Annotated in this window: 7 protein-coding genes; 1 reads left to right on the top strand and 6 read right to left on the bottom strand. The window is 66.9% G+C overall.

Going from position 1 to position 18670, the window contains the following annotated elements; genetic code table 11:
- Positions 1–270: 270 nt before the first annotated feature.
- The 5 genes from ACH47X_RS08200 to ACH47X_RS08180 form a co-directional block, all read right to left on the bottom strand.
- On the bottom strand, positions 271–1248 hold the full coding sequence (locus ACH47X_RS08200; RefSeq protein WP_397403158.1) for a RecB family exonuclease: 978 nt from the start codon (positions 1246–1248) through the stop codon (positions 271–273).
- On the bottom strand, positions 1245–6686 hold the full coding sequence (locus ACH47X_RS08195; RefSeq protein ID WP_397403156.1) for a DEAD/DEAH box helicase: 5442 nt from the start codon (positions 6684–6686) through the stop codon (positions 1245–1247). Before ACH47X_RS08195 ends, ACH47X_RS08200 begins: the two co-directional genes overlap by 4 nt.
- Before the next feature lie 59 nt (positions 6687–6745).
- Entirely contained in the window at positions 6746–7159 is a 414-nt protein-coding gene (locus tag ACH47X_RS08190) for a hypothetical protein (RefSeq protein ID WP_397403154.1), read from the bottom strand.
- A 493-nt stretch (positions 7160–7652) separates the two neighbouring features.
- Positions 7653–9731, bottom strand: a complete 2079-nt coding sequence (locus tag ACH47X_RS08185) for a hypothetical protein (protein ID WP_397403152.1) — start codon at positions 9729–9731, stop codon at positions 7653–7655.
- A 389-nt stretch (positions 9732–10120) separates the two neighbouring features.
- Positions 10121–10852 carry a hypothetical protein gene (locus ACH47X_RS08180; protein WP_397403150.1) on the bottom strand — a complete coding sequence of 244 codons (732 nt, stop codon included), beginning with the start codon at positions 10850–10852 and terminating at the stop codon, positions 10121–10123.
- Between the two features lie 696 nt (positions 10853–11548).
- Between ACH47X_RS08180 and ACH47X_RS08175 the strand changes: the two genes are divergently transcribed.
- Positions 11549–12904 (top strand): hypothetical protein, encoded by a 1356-nt coding sequence (locus ACH47X_RS08175; protein ID WP_397403148.1) that lies wholly within the window; start codon positions 11549–11551, stop codon positions 12902–12904.
- Positions 12905–12994: 90 nt separating this feature from the next.
- On the opposite strand, the gene mobF is transcribed toward ACH47X_RS08175, so the two are convergent.
- Positions 12995–18355 carry a MobF family relaxase gene (gene mobF, locus ACH47X_RS08170; protein WP_397403146.1) on the bottom strand — a complete coding sequence of 1787 codons (5361 nt, stop codon included), beginning with the start codon at positions 18353–18355 and terminating at the stop codon, positions 12995–12997.
- Between the last annotated feature and the right edge of the window lie 315 nt (positions 18356–18670).

Here is an 18670-nt window from a genome sequence, read left to right as displayed (position 1 = left end):
CGATGCCAGGTAACGCTTCGCCCCATTCAACACCTCGCCACCGACAGTCACTCTGTCTAACAACGTGTCGTGGTGTGCACCTAGCCACACCGGATCCTTGCGCTGTCGGCCAGCTCGACTGTGGCCAACGACGCGCTCCCCAGCTGTTCCAGACTGCACAAGCGAGCGCGGCTCACGGGCCAGTGACATGCACCAACATCCGCCCACTCGGGCTGAGTGCCACGCTGCAGCTATCCGCTCGGTTGCGCAGCACTCATGGTGGGCGTGCTCCTAGTTGGCCAGGGTCATGGCGCTGAAGTTTCGCCAACGCCACTCGCTCCGACTCTCGTCCGCTGCGAGGACAGGGCTGACCCGCGCTACGCGCACAGTATCCCCCGAGCCAACCGAGGCGAGCGCACCTGGGATGCCGCTAACCCACGCCCGGCCGTTCGCGGTCGTCAAGAGCAGCGCGACGACACCGGTTGCGGCATGCTCAGTCCTCTCGACCGTGCCTGTCACGGCATCCGCGTCGGGCCACTTCGCTGCAGCGCTCCAGTGAGGCTCACAGACAAGCCGACGGTCACAAAAGCGGCACACCTCCGGGCTCGGATTGGCACGGGAGGGGTCGAGGGTTCGGGCGCTCGCCAGTGCTACCAGCGTCGCCTCCAACGACTCATCTGTAATGACCACTTCCCTGCGGCCCCGGTTCAGACTGAACACCTCGGCGCGGGTCGGCAGCTGGCCGTGGACCGTCCGAATGAGATGGGCGTACACGGTCAGCTGAAACTCCACCCACGCAGGCAGCTCTTCTTCTCGCAGTGTCTGTGTCTTGAGGTCGACGACGACGATCTCATCGCCGGTCAGCAGGAGATCGGGCCGGCCACGCAGCCTTAGGTCCTCGTCCTTGAGCTCGATCTCCGAGTGGACCTGATCGGGCGCGCGTCCACCGATCAGGTCCACGAGTGACATGCCCCTTGCCACAAGGCGGGCCCGGGAGACCCGCCAACCGGCCGGTGGCTGACCAGCAAGTTCGGCCGCGCAAGCGTCCGTTGCTTCTGCGAGGGCAGTCTTAGGATCAGCTGCCCGGAACCCCTCGCTACGGATCCAACGCTCCAGTGCGCGGTGAGCCAGTATGCCCGTGTTGACCTCGGGCTTGCCTTTGCCGCCAGAGACCGTGCCGGCTACGGGAAGCACCGAGGCCGGACATTCAATCAGGCGCCAGGCGCGACTGGGCGACAGCCAGCCAATTCCAGCGCTCGGCCGGCTCACACGCTGCCGCCAATCTCGTCGCAGAGCTGGAAGACTCTGCCCGGGTCACGGTCGAGGGTGACGTCATCAACGAAGACCACGCCCCGTATGCCTTCTTCTTCCACCTCAGCCCGGGCGAGAGCTTCCGCCAGCCGCTCGGCCATGAAGTTGGCTTCCGATGCTTCCAGGGCGTGGCGGACGACCACAACGTGGTCGCCGAGACGCGGGTGCCGGAACCGTGCAGCACCCGGGACACTCGTCAGCACCGTGGCGTCGTAGCCGTGCGCCCAGGCAGCGAGCGCAGCCTGCAGCCGCTGCTTGTCGACGACGAGGTTGCCATGCCTGAGGACGTGGAGCAGGTCGCGAGCCAGTCGCCAGTCGAGCAGCGCGTGGTACGACATGTTCGCGTAGTCGCGCAGGCACTTGTAGCAGGACGCCGAACACGTGCTGGAGTGGTCGTCCTTGGCCAGATGGCAGAGGTGCTGGTCGACGGCATCAAGGAAGGTCGGCAGGACGTCGTCCCGTCCGAGGTGAGTCGAGAAGCCCGCCCCGTTTTCCAGCGTGTCAGCGATGAAGGCGTACGGTGCGGGATCGGCGTTGTCGGCGAGGCCTGCGAAGATGCCTGCGACGAGCTCGAGCGGCTCGACGTCGAGTTCTGAGGCTGCGACCTTACGCAGGAGGAACGCTAGCGAATACCAGGCCGCACGGCGGCCGTCGGTCAGTTCGGTGACTCCGTAGGGCTGGAGACCTGCCGAGAAGTTTAGGCGTACTCCAGCGTCCGGGAGGGTGCCTGTCTGTGGACCGAGGAAGAGGAAGTCGGTCGGCTGGACCGCGCCGAGTGCCACATCGAATGGTTCCCCAATGACGTCGTTCCGCCGGACGAGTCCTTTCTCGACTGCTTCGACTGCGACGTAGCCGCCCCAGTCCGGATTGCCGGGCGCGGCAGCCTTGAATTGAAATAGGTTGCCGCCGTTGTCGTTGATCACGAACCTGCGCCCCGCGCCGCTGTATGCCGAGGCCGATCCAAGGCTGGTCCTGTGAAGCTTGCTCAGGTCAGCCAGCGCCCGCGCAGCCATCGCGCGGGGCGACCAGGCGAAGTTGCCGTCGAAGTCGCGCTTGCCACCAGCTCGGAAACCAAGGGGCTCACGAAGCGGCATGCGCGCGAATCCCTCGGGGCCATTGCCGCACTGCGGGCAGGTCGCGATCTCGCCGAGCTCCTCGTCGGAAAGGAAGGAGCACGACCGGCAGAGATAGATTGTTCGATCAATGCCCAGGGCATTCGTAGGAGGGTGCTGCGGTCGGCGGCCAATTGGCTCGAATGCAGCTACGCCAACGGCGGTGTGCACTCGGCCGTCGCGCACCACCTCGCTCATGGGAGCAAACTGGCTGACTGCCATGGCGAGGTCGCGGTCGATGACGTCATTGGGCGGCCAGGGGTACGACTGGAATGGGCGCTTGAGATACAAGTAGCGGACGCTGGTCGGGAAGCCGAACATCGGCAGAACGCCATGCTCTGCTAGGCGCTGGCTGAGTTCGTCATGACCAACGGTGCCGGGGCCGGCAGCTCGGTCAATCACGCTCGGCAGCTCCGCCACGCAGTCATCTGCCAGGGTGACCGAGTCCGCCGCGACCGGAGTACGGTCGGCCAGCGCAGCGGCGGTGGTACGCACGAGGTCTCGGTTGTCCAGCAGCCACTGCTCCAGATGCGTTCGGGCGTCAGCCCATTCCGATACCAGTCCGAAAGCACCGTGGACGTTACGTGTCGGCGTGAATTCTGCGCCCGCGGCGATAGTTGCCTTTTCGATGTGTGGTACGGCTAGGCGAAGTACCTCGGCCCTGAGCGACCTATCGATGATTTCGCGACGGTCGACTGCGAGGTACGGCTTTGGGGTCGGGTCGTTGGTGATCCGGCCGGGCTGGTCGAAGTAGTACTCGTCATGGCTGCGGCCCCGGCAGACGGTCAGGGCGATGGCGGTGGGGTTGCCGCGACGGCCAGCGCGTCCGACCCGCTGCTGGTAGTTGAACCGCGTCGGGGGCATGTTGCCGAGCACAACGGCCGATAGGGCACCGATGTCGACGCCGGCTTCCATTGTGGTGGTGACACTGAGCAGATCGATGCCGTCAGCGGAGGGTACTTCGGCGTGCTGGCCCGTGTTGAGGAAGATGCCCTGAAACCGCGCCTGCCGCGCCTGTGCATCGATACGGTCGGTTTGGCCGGTTAGCTCCTCACTTTTGAATCGGAAACGTCCGGCATTTCGAACGGCCTTCCAACCGTAGTAGTCGCTCTCGGGCTGAATGGGGACGCCGTCCGTCGGCAAGACATTCCCGCAGTGGGTGCAGTAGCCAGACGCTCTTGTCATATGCAGCCGACTGCAGGTGCCGCACTTCCAGCCCTGCTCACCTGCACGGCGGAGTACGACATGATCAGGGTCGATCAGATAGTCCCGGACGGTAGTGCCACAGCGGGCCAGGAAGATATCGCGAAGCTCGGCCTCACTCGGTCCACCATCGCTTTCAATGGCGCGCCAGAAGTTGCGTAGTTGCCGAGGTGGCTCCGAACGTGGCGATCGCAGCCCGTCGAACCGGCGCAAGTCGGCCAGGACACGCAGGCTGGCACGGGTGAAGGCGAGTTCGGATGTGGCGGACACGTCCGCCGGAGCACTGTCGTCGGCCAGCGCCATCCAGCCAAGGCCGAGGGACTCGAAGTCCCGGCCTGCTCCGGAGAAGAGTCCTTGGAGAACTTCCTCCAGCAGCGAGTGGTTGATATCTGTACGAAGGGCTTCCTGCTCCGCCGAGAGGTTGGCTCGCTGCACAGGATTGGTGGCGCCCCAGTCGTAAAGGCTCGTCCACCGGCGCTCGTTGGAGGTCAGTTGCAGGCTGGCATGGGGCCCACCTGGGTTCAGCCCCATACTCAGGAGGTGTCCAGCGATCGCACCCGCGGTTGCAGCAACGCTGGGGCCTCCGTCCAACTGGGCGATAAGGGACGGCTCGGTGTCCGAGCTCGTGCCCGGGCGCTCCTCCCAGATATCGCGCAGCTGGCCGAAAACGGCCGCGTCACGCTTCTCCAGCCGGTCTACAGCAGCCCAAGACTCGGCAGACCGTTCCCGGTCGATGAAGTGCGCCTTCGCCAGAGCGACGTCGGCGGAGGCATCCCCGAGCGATGCCATCTGGCCGTGGAGGAGTAGTCGCAGGAGGTCCTGGTAGTGGCGTAGGCCGAGTCCGGAAGACAACTTGGCCGCATCCTGGCGGCTGTCTGTAAACATGATGAGCTTGCGGTCATCCACGGCGAGGTCGGTGGCCAGCTCGGTCGTGAGCACTTGGTTGATCTTCTCGAAACCGGTGCGCATGCCCCGGATCGGCGAGCGCTGAGTTAACGGGTCGGTGTGCGGTAGTCGCAGCCCGCCCCGCCCGTATTGGATCTCCCAGTCATCACCGCAGGAGGGGCATTGCGTTGGGAACGGGCTGATCGTTGCCGGATCGCGGTGTGTCCGTGCTGCTGGCGGAACGAAGGCGTGGAACGTCCAACCAGACTGGTCGCCCTGAGTGCCGACGTTGCGAATGCCGCCGGTGGCGGGCTCCAAGGCACTGCGCCGGAACTGGTAGCGGACGCGTTTGCCGTCGCGGGTCCACCTGCTGGTGTCGAGCGCGTCGAGCGCCGCGGACGGGTTCGGCCAGTACACAAGATAGTTGTTGGCGGTGCGCTCTAACTTCACCTGATCGGGCAGCTTGGCAAGCTCGGGCACGTCGGCCAGCAGCAGGGTGTCCACGCGGTTCGACTGCGCCTGGCCCTCCGGGGTGAAGCCGCCGAGCAGGACATCACCACAGTTTTGGCAGTAGAGGAGCTCCAAGACACGGGACCCGCATATGCAGCGGGTGGCAGGCTCGGCGTAAAGACGGCCTACTGGACGGGGCTCACCACTCTCGGGAGCGGCCGAGCAGTTGGGATCACTACAGGCCCAAACCCCGGGGACGTTGCGAAAGAAGTAGTGAGCGCGCAGCTTGGGATCACTGTCCAACGGGCTCGCGGAGAGCGCCGACAGCACCTTCGAGAGCGCGGTCTCAGCAGTTCCGAGCCCCACATCGGGAAAGACACGAGCACCAAGATCGCTCAACGAGCGTGCCACTGCCTTCTCAGTGTCGCCTTCGTCCTTCTCGAGAAACGCACGGCGCAGTGTGTCCGTCAGTCGCTCCTGTCGAGCGATGTCGGCTGCGCCGTCGTGCTCAGCGGCGGTGAGAGCTGCGACATGCGTAGCCGTTCCGACTGGCGCCGTGGCGGGCACGGCAAGGCTGCCAGGAACGAACTCGAAGCTTGAGGCATCCACGCCGAAGAACTCTTCAAGGTACTGCTGGTCTCGCTCGGCGTCGATCGAGGCCGAGGCAGCAAGGACACGGAGCTGGTCGGGGCGATCGGTGAGACCGAGCCGCTGCTTGAGATTGCGCAGGAGGTAGGCGACCTCAGTTCCGGCAGTGCCTCGGTACATGTGTAGCTCGTCTACGACGAGGGTGAAGCGGTGCTCAGGGCTTGCGTCCAGCCATGCTCGGGTCGAGTCGAAAAAGTGGCTATCCCGGTCGCGGAACAGCATTACGTTCAGCATCGAGTAGTTGGTCACCAGGACGTCCGGCGGGGCATCCGCCATATCCCAACGGGAGCGCATTTCAGCACCATCGAGCCGGGGCGCAAAGTAGCGGACGTCATCGTTGCTCATCTCGGCGGCGATCTGAAGAGCACGTGCACCCCGCTGTTCGGTCGCGAGAAGCACCTCGCGCAGACGCTTGAGCGCTGTCTCGGTGGTCCGGTGACCCGTTACCGGTGTTGCGCCGGTGTAGCGGCCGAAGTAGAAGCGGTGGCCTCGGCGGTGGGTGTCGAGCCAGGTACGGACAGCATCGCTGTCCAGCGCCCGGCGCATGCGTATCAGCTGGTCGTCGACCAAGGCGTTCATCGGATAGAGGATCAGGGCTCGGACAGCTTGCGTACGCCCCGTCTCCCCGTCACGCTGTGACGAGAACTCCGAACCGGAAGAACGCCACCAGGGGCGAAACGGGGCTGGTTCCCCCTCCCAGCCAGCGGACTCAGCGAGCAATGAACCGAGAACGGGAAGCAGGAACGACTCGGTCTTTCCCGAGCCTGTACCTGCTGTGACGATCATGTTGCGGCCCGGGGTCAGGCCAGCGGTCAGCGCATGCTCCTGGTGAAGGTAGAGCGAACGGCCCGACGGGATCAGCCCACAGCCAGCGAATTCGGCGAGCTCGGACGTTGCACCTGCCGCGGCAGCTGACTCGGCAATGGTGCGCCTGGTCGTGACGTACTCCGGCCGCAGCTCGATAAGAGGCATCCGAAAGGCACCGTTGTCACGGTCGAAGAGGTCATTTCGCTCCCGTTGCAGCCGCTCGTCGGCTAGGCCAAACGGCGTGTTGTAGTACCGGAAGTACGCCTCCCGAAGACGGTCGAAGGTACCCATGACGTCCAGACCACGAGGTACTTCTTCTTTGAGGTGAACCATCGGGACTCCAGGTGTGGTCAGGCGATAACGGTCACCTGTTGGCGGACGGATCTTGCCACCAGCAGGGCGATGTCTCGCGGAACGTTGCGGTAGATGGTGGTGTGCATAGCGTCGCCAAACTGAGCGGGTAGCCCACTGCAGAGAACAAGTGCACGGGCTTGTAATGGTGGCAATGGCACTCCGGGGTCAACGAAGACTGTGCCGATCTCCTCACCATCAGCAACGCGTTCTGAGCGGAACCGGAACACGTTGATGTGTCGGTCAGCCCGGTCGAGCAGAATTCCGGTGGCATGGTCTGTGTGGTACCAGCCGCCATTCGAGCGATAGCGGTAGCTCAGGCGACCATGAACCGTTGTCCGGCAGAGCCCGTCGCCGGAAGGCAAGCCGGAGCAGAAGGTCACTTCATCATCCCGTGAAAGATGCTCAACCACGTCCTCCCAGGCTGGTGGTGCCGCAGGCGCCCCGAGTGCGATCGGTCCGAGCCCTAGTGCGATGCCACGCGAAGCGAAACCACCCCACTGAACTCCCACATCTGCCAACACTGTACGGAGCTCCGACATACTGTCCGCTTGCACAAAGACGGACGACGGCGCTGGGAGCGGCCAGCCGTGTCCGCTCTCGTGTCGCAGCAGGTGGACTGCAAGGCTCTCCTCGAGCCGTTCGATCGTGCGAGTGCGCCTGCTACCCGCCAGCACCGCTGTACCCCCACTTGCCGGCAGCAATGCTGCCGTGGCAGGGGCCATCGCCCACGCTCCACTCTGCCAGTCAATTTCGGCATGGCCGAGGGTTGAGATGCCGCGTAGCCAGCTGCTGGTCTCGTTGGACTCCGGACTACGGTCCACGGCCCGGACGGCCCATGCGACCCGCTGTCTGGCGTCACGGATCTGACCGGAGCCCACCTCACTCATCCAGGTCAGTAGTAGGTCAGCGTTCACGGGCACGCTCCCACGCACTGATGTAGAGCGGCCAGAGCCGGTCGCTGGTTCGCACCGAGGCAGCAGCCTCTCTCCAGACGTCACGGTCGTGGTTGCCTAGGGTTTGAAAAGCTGGCTCGCCGGACTCCAGGCGAGTCACGTGCCAACCCTTCGACCATTTCTGGAGCAGCCACGCCCCTCGGTCGCGACGGATCTCGAAGTACATGAATGGAACACCTGGGGCGAAACTCGGCGGCGCCGGCTCCTCCAGTTGCGTGGCCTGTCCCGTGCGGTGCACCAGCCAGTTCTCAACGGCACCTCGGCGGGCGAGTATGACGTCAGTACCGCTGTCCTCCCCCGCAAGAGCACCGCAGACGTCGCCCTGCTTTGCCGAAGATAACTCGCCGTCCCTCCAGGACAGCCCGCCGGTTCCTGGAGGCTCGTATTCGCCCCCGGAGCCGGAAAGGACCGAAAATACTAAAGTCTCCCCGTCCGCTTCGATCGTGTGCGTGCCTTCGTGGTACGGGCCGAACCGGCTGAATGGAACGGGAAACATGGTCGCTCGGAATACCTGGTGCTTGTCCCCATCCAACACAACCGCGACGTCGCGGGGCTCGGTCCCGACTGGCAACTCAAGATCAGGCTCACCGCCCGCCAAGTAGGTGTTACGGCTTAGGTTGCGGTGCAGCGGCAGCCCGCTGGCGAGTCGGGGGCGTACAGCCGTCCCGAGGTAGATCCTTGCCGCGAGGGATTCGGGCAAGAGTTGGACAGCCTGCTCCAGGGAATTCGCGTTCGAGAATGTCACCCCGTAGTAGATGGCGTAATTGTGGAGCATCTCGGTGGCGATCCCGTCATCCATCCGCCTCCAGCCCGGGTCCGCTGCCACGGCTAAAGCACCCTCTACTACCGAGACGACCTCGGGCGCCACGACGAATACATGCTCCTCGTACGCCTGTATCGCATCGACGGAAGTCCAGCCGCCAGCATCCGCATTGTCCGTCATGACTAGAAGACGCCTCGGCTGGAACTCGGCCATACAAAGACTCCCGCGGGCCTTCAAACCACGGGTTAACGCCTCGGAACCAACTGGAGGCATGCCCTCCGTCTCGAACATGGAGCTATAGGGATCGGGCGTCACAAGGACGGTGAATTCCACGCCATCTGTAGAGCCCTCTAGGAGGTCGCTTGACGCACCAGGCGCCGTCGGGATCACCCACCAGGCCTTTCCTCTGTCGAGATCGAGCGCCAGCCGAAACTCGAGCCTCCTAAGGCCATCCGCCGTAATGACCTTTCCGTCCCATGCTGTCGCTAGGTCGTGAACGAGTGGGCGCAGGTAGTCCTGGACCCCCGGATCTTCGAGCACCTCGACGAATCGGTCGCTGAAACCTCGTGCGCGGTTGTGCGTCCAGACCTTCAAGAGTTCAAGCAGAGCCGTCGGTGACGGGGTACCGGTTCCCCTCATGTCGAGGCGATCGAAGAACCGCGTGAGCGCTGCCCGGTCACTTCGCCGAACGAGTGCCTGCGAGAGCGGGAAACCAATGCGGCTCCGCGGTGGGTTCACTGGAATCGTAGAGTTTCCGAATCGACCCTGCTGTTCGCCGAGCCACCGGTCAAGGCGCTGCCACATGCCGGCTACATTGGCGAAAGACCCACGCCCGCGTAGCGCGTACCGCACCGATTCGAGCAAATCATCGGGGCCGTCGGGAAGCAGTGCCCTGGAGAACCGGATGTAGTAGTTATGGCTTGCGCCTGATGCGTCACTCCGCATCTCAGAGGCGGCGAGCACGCTTAAGGCCAGTACCGGCAAGGTCGGAGGGGGCTTGTCCTGTGGCCCATTAAGCCACGCCGTCTCTTGGCGCAGCACGTGAGAGAACATCGAAGGTCCCTGGTTGACCCTGACGAGCTGCTTCACGGCGCTCGACAGGGAACGGACGGGGTCGGTACCAGGGTCCGAGAGGAGGCTGAGCTCGTCACGGTCGACAAACATCACGATGGGCAGCCCCTCCCGCCCGTCAAAGAACTCGTGCGCAAGCCGTTCCTGCCATCGGGCATACTCCGGCGGCAAAGCTAGATCGGCGCCTGCTGACACGTCACCCACGCTAGTGGTGCTACGCGGCTTTTTTCGGGTCGCAAGGGGTGAGATCTGGGTGATGTGCCTGGTCGACGGCTCGCGTTTGAGGAGTCGGCTTGCCCCAGCGATCAGCGCGACGTCGGCTACGGAGTTCCGAAGGAGCGGGCACCGACCCTACGCGACCACTTTGACACCCTTGCAGTCGTTGCACTGCCAGAAGTGTCTCAAAATTCCCCAGAACACTCACACCCCTGAACTTTCGGCGCGATGTAGTCCACCTCAAGCAGCAGCCTGCAGCGCCTGGTTGCCCGGCCGGAACTGCAACACGGGCAGGCGGTCCTGTCACCAGTTTCTGCAACAGTTCCCCGCGTGACAGGTGGATGTGTAGCCACCTTACGGAGCACATGTCAGTCTTCAGTTGGACTCTTCGGCGTTCGCTGCGCCCCCTCGCTGGCAAGGTTCATAACCTGGACAGCACGCTCCGTTCGCGCAGCTTCGCCCGCAGCTGTCTGAGCCGCGTCCGACAGCGCCCTCCACGTTGACGTCGCCGCCTCAATCTGATCGCTCGTGGCGTGCCTTATGACCCGATCCTCAGCAATAGCCGCGATCCGCTTCGTGCGGCGTATCCGGACAGCAGCACGCTTACTGCCGTCGTCGACTAGCACTGCCCGCTCTCTCGCCTCTACAGCGACAAACCAATCCGCGATCTGCCGTGTAGCACGTTCCGACTCCCTAGTCTCCTTAGAGTCATGCTGCGCGTCGGCACGCAGAAGCAGATGCCAAGTACCAGCAGCAAGCAGCGGCGCCACAACGGCCGACACGACGGACACCACGCCAGCACCTACGTTGAGTGCAGCCATCGCGGCATACCCACCGGCAAGTACAGACAGCGCCCACATGAGCCCAATCAATCGACTGCCTGGACGGCCTCGGAGCACTGCGTCCCGCGCCCACAGGGCCACAGTCATGGGCGCGAGCGTGTAGGCCGCAGCTGCTAGCGGTAGACCACTGTTCGCCTCGTCAAGCGCTCGGCCTTGAACGCTGGTCATGAAGACGAACACCCCAGCGGCAATCCACACGACTAGGGCGACCAGCGCTGATAAGCGCCAAATCCTCGGCACAGGAGCGATGTCAGACATGGTGCGCAAGGTTAGTTCCGCCGCTCGGGCTTGCGTATCACCAACAGCGATAGCACGGTCTACCGCCAGTGAAGGTGCCGAAGACTGCCGACCGTCGCAGGCTTCGGGCTGTGGGCCGAGCTCGCAACGCGACCAGATTCGACGGGCTCAGTTCAGAGAGCGCCTAGCTGCGGTGCCCAGGGACGTTGGTCACTCGCTCGGCACCCGAGACGGTCCGCGGTCCTGGTCGAGAAGTGCGAGGAGCAGAGCGAGAGCACTGCATGGCGTCTCGCACAGGGCATGCTCGACCTGAACGGCTCCGCCGGGTAGGCGCCCGGAACGACGCGTGGAACCCTTCGGGGTCGGCTACACGCGCGCCGGTTCCGGGTCACGTGCGTTAGCTGACGGTGACGGACTGGGGCAATGCTTGGTCGCGAAGTAGGCGACCTGACATCGGTGTCACTATTCGGCTCAGTTACGTCCCTGAGTCGAGGAGAGATCGTGCCCGAAGACCCGCACCCAGACGCCTCCGCGCACGCAGTCGGTGCCCCGTCGAGCACCCCCGTGCTGGTCTGTGAGACCTGCCGAGAAGCGGGTGCTCCGGTCAGGATCGAGGGGCGCGGTGAGGTGGTGCTCTGCGAGGCGTGTTTGGGCTCGCAGCTGCGCCGCCGGCTGCCGTGGCGGCGCTACACCGGACTAGCGGTCCTAAGTCTGGCCATGATCCCGTTCCTGACCCTGGTCGTCGGCTCGACCACAGGACCCGAGGACAGGCCGCGCACGAGCACGGCCCCGGCGGCCGCTTCGCTGAGAGAGACTTTCGAGCGTGGGTGGGACCTGCTGACCACCGTGACCGACGTGTGGGCTTCGCTGGGCGTGATCACCGCGATCGCGATTGCGCTACCGATCTCGCTGGGGACGATCGCGTCCCACGGTGAGCGGATCGCGCGTCGCGCGGAGACGGCGGCGGTGCCGAGCCTGGACGACTACGCCCGCCTCACCCTCCTGGACGGCGCACTGACGATCAGCACGGGGATCGCCATGCTGACCGCGGTTCTCACGTTCATGCTGGGCATCGACACGGTGCTTGATTCTCGAACCGGGTGGGTGCAGCCGGCGTTCTTCTACCTGATGCTCGCGGCGGTTCTCATCATCGAGATCGGGAAGCTCGGCGCGTTCCCGAAGTTCGCTGACCGCAGCAGGTTGCTGGTCAAGACCACGCTGGCCCGTAGCGTCGCCGGACGACGCGACCGTGCCGGGCGTGTCGGCCAGCGTAAAGCCGCGCGCACGCTAGGCATCGTCCTGGCTATCCACTGCGCGGGCTACCTCGCGCTTGCCTGGCCGGCCGGGCCCATGGTCCTGGGCAAGAGTCTGAACGTCGCGGTTGCCGGCCTACTCTGCATCGCGCTGCTGACGACCGTCGCCGGCCTGCATCTGGGTATCGGCGACCGGCCCACCGCCGTGATGAGCGTGCTCATGGGATCCTTCATCGGGATGTTCTGGGTCGGGATCCTCCTGTCAGCGGCCAGTGAACTGCGGACCTACCCGGTCAACCCGTGGGGTGTGATGGTCGGTGCGTGGCTGTTCGCCCCGCTCTACCTGCTCATCACGCTGGGACTGATCGGCACCGGACCGTTGAGCCGACTGGCTTACTACAGCCTGGGCATCGACGACGTCCTGAGCGGCTGGGACCGCGCCCTGCTGGCACGGGCTCGCAGGCGGCTCGCCCTGGAACCGACCGTCAGTGGGAGCGACAACCAGGCCGCGATGGCGCCCGACGACGCGACGCAACAGCCCGACGGCCGACGGCTGCCCGCCAGTCCACCCAGCCCGGCCGATGCCCGCACCACCGCGCACACAGACCACCCTGTCGCCGCGACAACAGCCACTACCGCAGACGACGGTCTTGCCCCGGTGCCTCCCTGCGCCGAACAGGCCCCCGACCCAGCCGTGGAACCGCAGTACCCGGGTGGCGAGGGCTCGTCCTCGCCACCTGATCCGACCCAGGCCCCCGCGCTCGACGGGCCGGAAGGGCGGGCCAAGCCACCGCAGCGAATCGACATCGACGACTCCTGAGTGCCGCCCCGCCACCGGCCCGAGGGGTTCTTCCGTGACCGTTCGCCCCGACCGGTGGTGCGGTCGTGTCCGCCGCTTTTCTCGTTGCCGCTACCAGGTGGGCCCGTTTGAACTGTCGCGTGCACGCTCAGCATGGTCACGGCGGGCGCGCTCATCAGCCTCGCGGCGCACCCGCTCGCCGGCACGCGCTCGCACCTCAGCCAGGACGGCCGGGACACGCTCCATCGGCCGCCCAGAACGGGCCCGCTGCCGGCCACTGAGCACCAGGTCAGTAGCCCCGTCGGTGGTGATGCCGCTCGTGATGCTCTCCAGGGCTCGAGCGGCTCCCCTGTAGGCCACACTGCGTTCCCCCTCAGACAGGCGTGGTCCGAGCGGGTCGACCGAGTCGGTAACTTGGTACCGGTCGCGGTAGGCCAGTATCTGCCGCATCGCCGCCTGCCAGATCTCGCGCGCTGGGCCGTTCGCAGACGGCGGGGTGATGGTCTCCATCCACAGCTGCGGGTTCGTCATTGCGTCCTCGACCAGGGCGTCCAGTCGGGCAGCGATCAGGTCAGCGTGCCGGGTCAGCCACGCCTGCACCAGCGGATCAGTTACTGGGCGCTCCCGCAGGCCCTGTGCTCCGCCGACCGCAGCGGTGCGATCGACGCTAGTAGTTGGGTCGGTCTGGGCCTGGTTGGTGATGCGGTCGGCGAGGTGGTCGGTCATGACCTTGCGCACCGAGGCGACGTCCAGCTGCTGGTGGTTCTGGGCGCCGAGCGTGTGGCCAATGGTCTGGGCGACGTGCTCGATCAGGGTCCACCACTGGTCCAGCTCGACCCGGTCATAGAGGTGGTCGACCAGGGCCCGCAGCTGCGGGATCTGCCGTTCGAAGTGGTCCAGGTCCCGGATGGTCTGCAGGTTGGGTGCCATCGCGAACCACGTCAACGGAATGCTCTCCACCAGGGCCGCTGCGAGGGCTTCGGGGTCGTCGGTTGCCGTCTGGGCGGGATCGGTGGCCAGGTCGAGCGCCCGGGCGTTAGCGGCCTCCTCAGGGGTGAGTAGCGACCAAACACGGGCCGCGGCGGTCCGGCCGGCGGTGTCGGGGTCCAGGGCGACGACCAGGTCGGTCAGATCCCTGCCGGTCGCGTCCCGCAGCGCCCGCAGGTGCTGGGCCGTCACGCCGGTGCCGCCCGCGGCGACCGGCACGATCTGGATCCCGGTCTGTTCCGCGAGGCGGGCGGCGGCCAGGTGGAGGGCGGCGTGGTCGGTCGGGCCCTCGACCAGGACCGGTCGGGCACCCGCTGCCAGGCGTGTGATGGCGTCGGGGTCCAGCCCGTAGACGAGTTCGCTCTTGCGGTAGGCAGCGGTCTCGGGGCTGTTGAGGTACTTCGGTGCACGCCCGTCGCCGGTGTCTGCCTCGGTGGGGTTGATGCGGCCGGTGACGCCCACGACCTGCCCGGTCTGGTTCCGGTAAGGGAACATGATCCGGTTGCGGAACTTGTCGATGACCCGGCCACCCCGGGTACGCGTGGCGACCCCGGCGGTCACGAGCTGGTCGGGTGTATATCCGAGGGCTCGGAGGTGGTCCGTCAGGCCGGACCAGGACCCGGGTGCGACACCCCACTCCGCATCGGTCAGGCCCCGGCTGGTCATGTACTGGGTCGCCCAGGGCTGGGTGACCTTCTGCCGTGTCCACCAGGTCCAGGCGTGCGCGGTGATCTCGACGGCCTGGTCCCGCTCCCCCATATCGACTGGCTCCTGGGTGCCCTCAGTCGGTGCACGATCCGTACCGGCAGGTGCGTCCGCTCCATCCGGGACACCCAGGGCGGGCTCTGGTGCTTGCCCTGCGCCGGCCCCGTGATGCAGCGATGCCTCGTCCAGCTCACCGGGCGTGCCCGAGCCGATGGTCGACGCGGTCAATCCGTCAGGCTCCCAGAGCAGCTTGTCGGTGGTGTCGGGCGCGGTCGTCATCCAGACCGGCAGTCCGCGCTCGTCGTGGTCGTGGGGTCGGGGAAGGCCGATGCGGTGGTGCAGGACCTTCGCGACCGAGCGGGCATCCCTGAACCCGGTCCCGGCCGCGCGGCGGACCACGGTGGCGGGGTCGGTGCCGGCGGCCTCGTGCATGGACAGCCGCTTAGCCAGCACCGGCCACACCTCGTCAGCGAGGACGAGGTCCGCCACCCGTCCGGGCAGCACCGACCGCACCGCCTGGGCCAGCCGCCCGACACGGTCCGGCTCGAGGAAGGCGAGGTAGGCGTCCTCGTACTCAGGGACCAGCTTGGCCAGAGAGTGCGCGTAGTCCCACTCCTCCTCGATCACCCTCGATGCGGACTGCTCTTCCCCGTCGCGGTCCAGGACACCCTTCAGGGCGTTCAGGACCGCGCGCTCGGTGTTCGGTTGGCGGTGGGGGTCGAGGTCCAGGACGTCGTCGGTCTCGACGTAGACCCGGTTCGAGATGGCACCGCGGGTGATGGCGGTGTAGAGCGGGTTGCGGGTCATCCCGACGCCGACCATCGCGTGGCTGGTGTCCACCGTCGTGCCCTGGACCCGGTGAATCGTCGCGGCGTACCCGAGCTCGACATGCTCGCTCACGTAGTCCGCAGGGAGTACCACGGTCGCGCCGGTGTCCTGGTGGCGCGCCTGCAGCGCGCCGTCGGCACCGCGGGCGGTCACGTGCCACAGGTCACCGTTCTTGACCCAGCCGCGCGCCCAGTCGATGTGCCCGTCCTCGTCCTCGGCGTGCAGGTGCCGGTTGTTCAGCCGGGTCACGATGATGTCCCCGACCCCGGCCCGGTTCTCGTCATGCAGAACCACGCCGTCGTCCTCGACCTCACCCCGAGTCACCCGGTGCGCGCGGGCCCTGGCGGAGAGCTCGGTGACCAGCGTGTTGGTCGCGGCGATCATGATCGCCTTGGACCCTGCGTCGGAGTCGGTGATCCAGTTCGCGAACATCTCCTCCGCCATCTGAGCTGCCGACCCGCCCTGGGTGCGACGCCCGGTGATGTAGAAGTCCAGGCCCCGGTGGTCGCCGTCGCGGACCTGCAGGGAAGCGTCGGCCTCGCCTGGGGTGTGGAAGCGGTGGATGTGCGTCAGCTCGACCGCCCCGGCCTGCTGGGTGATCAACCGCAGCGCCCCACCGGCAGCGACAGCGCTGAGCTGGGCCGGGTCACCCAGCAACCGCACACTGCCGCCAGCGGCCTGGGTGATGGTGAGGATCTCGGCCAGGGAGAGGGTGCCGGCCAGGCTGGCCTCGTCGACCAGCACGACCGTGCCGGGCTCCACCGCCAGGCGTTCGCGCAGGCGCTCCCCGCCCTTGCCGCGGCTGGCCAGGAGGAACATGTCCAGGGTCTCGGCCGTGATCCCGTCACCCAGGTCCGCCCCGAGGACTTCCGCGGCGGCGGCCGACGGCGCCAAGGCGATGAGCTTGCCGCCGGAGTCCTGGACGGCGTCCGCGAAGGCGCGCATGGCGGTGGTCTTGCCCGTCCCGGCCGGGCCGATTCCTGCCGCGAGCACCGTGCTGGCCGCGAAGTGCGCCACGAGGTCCCGCTGCCCGGCGTTCAAGATCCGACCCCGGTCGACCCGCACCCGCTCGATCGCGGCCTCTACCGCGCCTGGGTCGATGACCAGGCCGCCGGGGGTGCCGGCGGCGGCCAGGAGGCGGTCTTCGGCTTCCAGGACCGCGAGCGAGGTGTACCGGGTGGAGCCGTGGACGAAGTACACCGACTCGCCGTCCTTTCGGCGCATCACGTCCGGTGGCTCGTTCACGTCCGGTGGCGTGACCTGCAAGCTGCCGGCCACGGCATATCCGGAGATCGTCCCAGCCAGGGCGAGCAAGTCCGTGCCGGTGGGGGCGTGCTCGCGGGCCAGGCGGGTGGCCTCGGCCTGCAGGTGGTACGTCGTCCAGGTCGATCGCTTGCCCGCCACGTTCGTCAGGCACGCATCGACCAGGTCACCCTGGGCCAGCACCTGCCCGGCCAGGCTGGTGAGCATGCCCTGGCGTCGAGCAGGGCTCGTCCACCCGAGCGGCCGGAAGACCTGGGCGTGGGGCCACAGGGTCGCGAGCCGGCCGACGACGTCCGTGACGTCCTGGGCCGCCCAGCGGGCGATCCCGCGCCCCGCCAGGTCCTGCGCGACAGCGGCCCACAGGTCGCCCGGCTCGTCCACCACGACCCGACCCTCCCCCGCGCTGGGGTGCAGGGCCGTCGTGAGCATGCCGGTCACCGCCGCCCGGCCGCCCAGGACGCTCGCGGCGACGGCCGCCCACTGCGGCAGCCGGTCACGCAGCCCGACCGGTACCCCTTTGCCCGGACGGGTATCCAGGTTGGCCTGCTGCGTCAGGCCGAACGCCGCCTCAGTGGCCGGCTCGTGCCCATGGCTGGCCCGGTACGCGGCCCGCAGGCTCTCGTACGACTCCACGATCGCGGCCCGCCGCTTGGAGAACGCGTCCCTCAACGTCTTCGGGATGCCCACGATCTCCCGCACGCCCTGCTTGCCCCGACCCCGGGCCTCGGTGTGGAACACAACCCCGAGCCGCTCGACCAGCAGCTGCTCGATCCGCGTGTTGTACCGCTCGGAGGCCGCGACCTTCAGCCCCAGCAGCACCCGCCCGTCCAGGGCCCGCCACCCGCCGTCCACGCCGAGGACCTTCGTCGAGACCGCGACATGGGTATGCAGGTTCGGGTCTCCCGTGCGGGAGTCGAGATGGTCGAACGCGACCGCCGTTAGACCGTGAGTATCGATCTGCCGCACACCACCGGCGCCCGCCCGCGTAAGCGCCGCTTCGGACTCGATCCACGTGAGGGTGTCTTGCCAGGCATCGGTGTGCGCCTTTGTGATCGCCTCTCGCGTGGCCGGGTCACCGGGCCCCCACAGCACGCTGATGCTCTTGGACGGGGTGAACACCAGGTCATACCCCGCCACCGCACGCCGCGGCTGCCCACCCCGCTCGGCCAACCACCGCGCGACCTCGTCGTCGGTCAGCGGGCCACCACCCCCGGTGTCGCCCTTCCGTGTCGCCAGGGCCCGGCCCACCTCCCAGCGAAGCCCATCCCGCTCCACACCCGGCTCGGGCGGGCGGTCGTTCTCGCGAGCGAACCGCGCGTACGCCGCCTCCAATGCAGCCCGGTACCCGTCGTCTTCCGCGCTCTCGAAGACTGGGAACGCCCGACCCAGCGCGCCTGCGCGGGCCGCGTCCTGCTTCGACGCCCCATTCGCCAGGGCCTCGAGCTCCAGGCGGCCGGCATCCGGGTGGCGGCCCTGACCGAACAACGACATCATCTGCCTCTCCAGCACCCGGCCCGAGACCCCGAGCTGCTCCGTGCCGGCGCCCACCCACCGGCCAGGCGGGTTGCCGTGCTGCATGTAGTAGTCCGTCAACGACACCCCGCGACCGCGCGGCACATCCCCCGACGCAACCTGTTGCGTCAGGTACGTGTACCCGCTCCCCGCGCTCAGCACATGGACCGTCATCATGTCCCCCACCCCCTTCCCGGCAGGACTGGAACGGCTCAGCTCGGGGCTGATTCGGGACCGCTCACAGCGTTGTGCACTAGGTGTGTGGCCTTCGTCGTGGCGGTCCGCGGGACCCGCAGTCCCGGTGCCTGCCTGCCCGCGTCACGCAGCCGCGTGCGTCGTGTCGCCGTGCGTCGTGTCGCCGTGTGTCCGTCGCGCGTGCTCGTCGTCGCGCGCCTGTGCGTTGCCGTCGCCGCTCGTCGCCTGTGTCGGTGCTACTCCCCGCTGCCGGGAGACTTGGCTGTGGTCCCCTCGCCCTGCCATACCGAGAGCCCG

Origin of the sequence: Promicromonospora kroppenstedtii (genome assembly GCF_044389675.1) — a bacterium.
GTDB lineage: Bacteria > Actinomycetota > Actinomycetes > Actinomycetales > Cellulomonadaceae > Promicromonospora > Promicromonospora kroppenstedtii.
Note: the sequence above shows the minus strand (reverse complement) of the source record. Positions and strands in the feature narration are given on the sequence as shown.

Coding starts and splice junctions, on each gene's coding strand:
- mobF (WP_397403146.1), bottom strand. CDS start 18,355: ATGATGACGGTCCATGTGCTGAGCGCGGGGAGCGGGTACACGTACCTG.
- ACH47X_RS08195 (WP_397403156.1), bottom strand. CDS start 6,686: ATGGGTACCTTCGACCGTCTTCGGGAGGCGTACTTCCGGTACTACAAC.
- ACH47X_RS08175 (WP_397403148.1), top strand. CDS start 11,549: ATGATCCCGTTCCTGACCCTGGTCGTCGGCTCGACCACAGGACCCGAG.
- ACH47X_RS08180 (WP_397403150.1), bottom strand. CDS start 10,852: ATGTCTGACATCGCTCCTGTGCCGAGGATTTGGCGCTTATCAGCGCTG.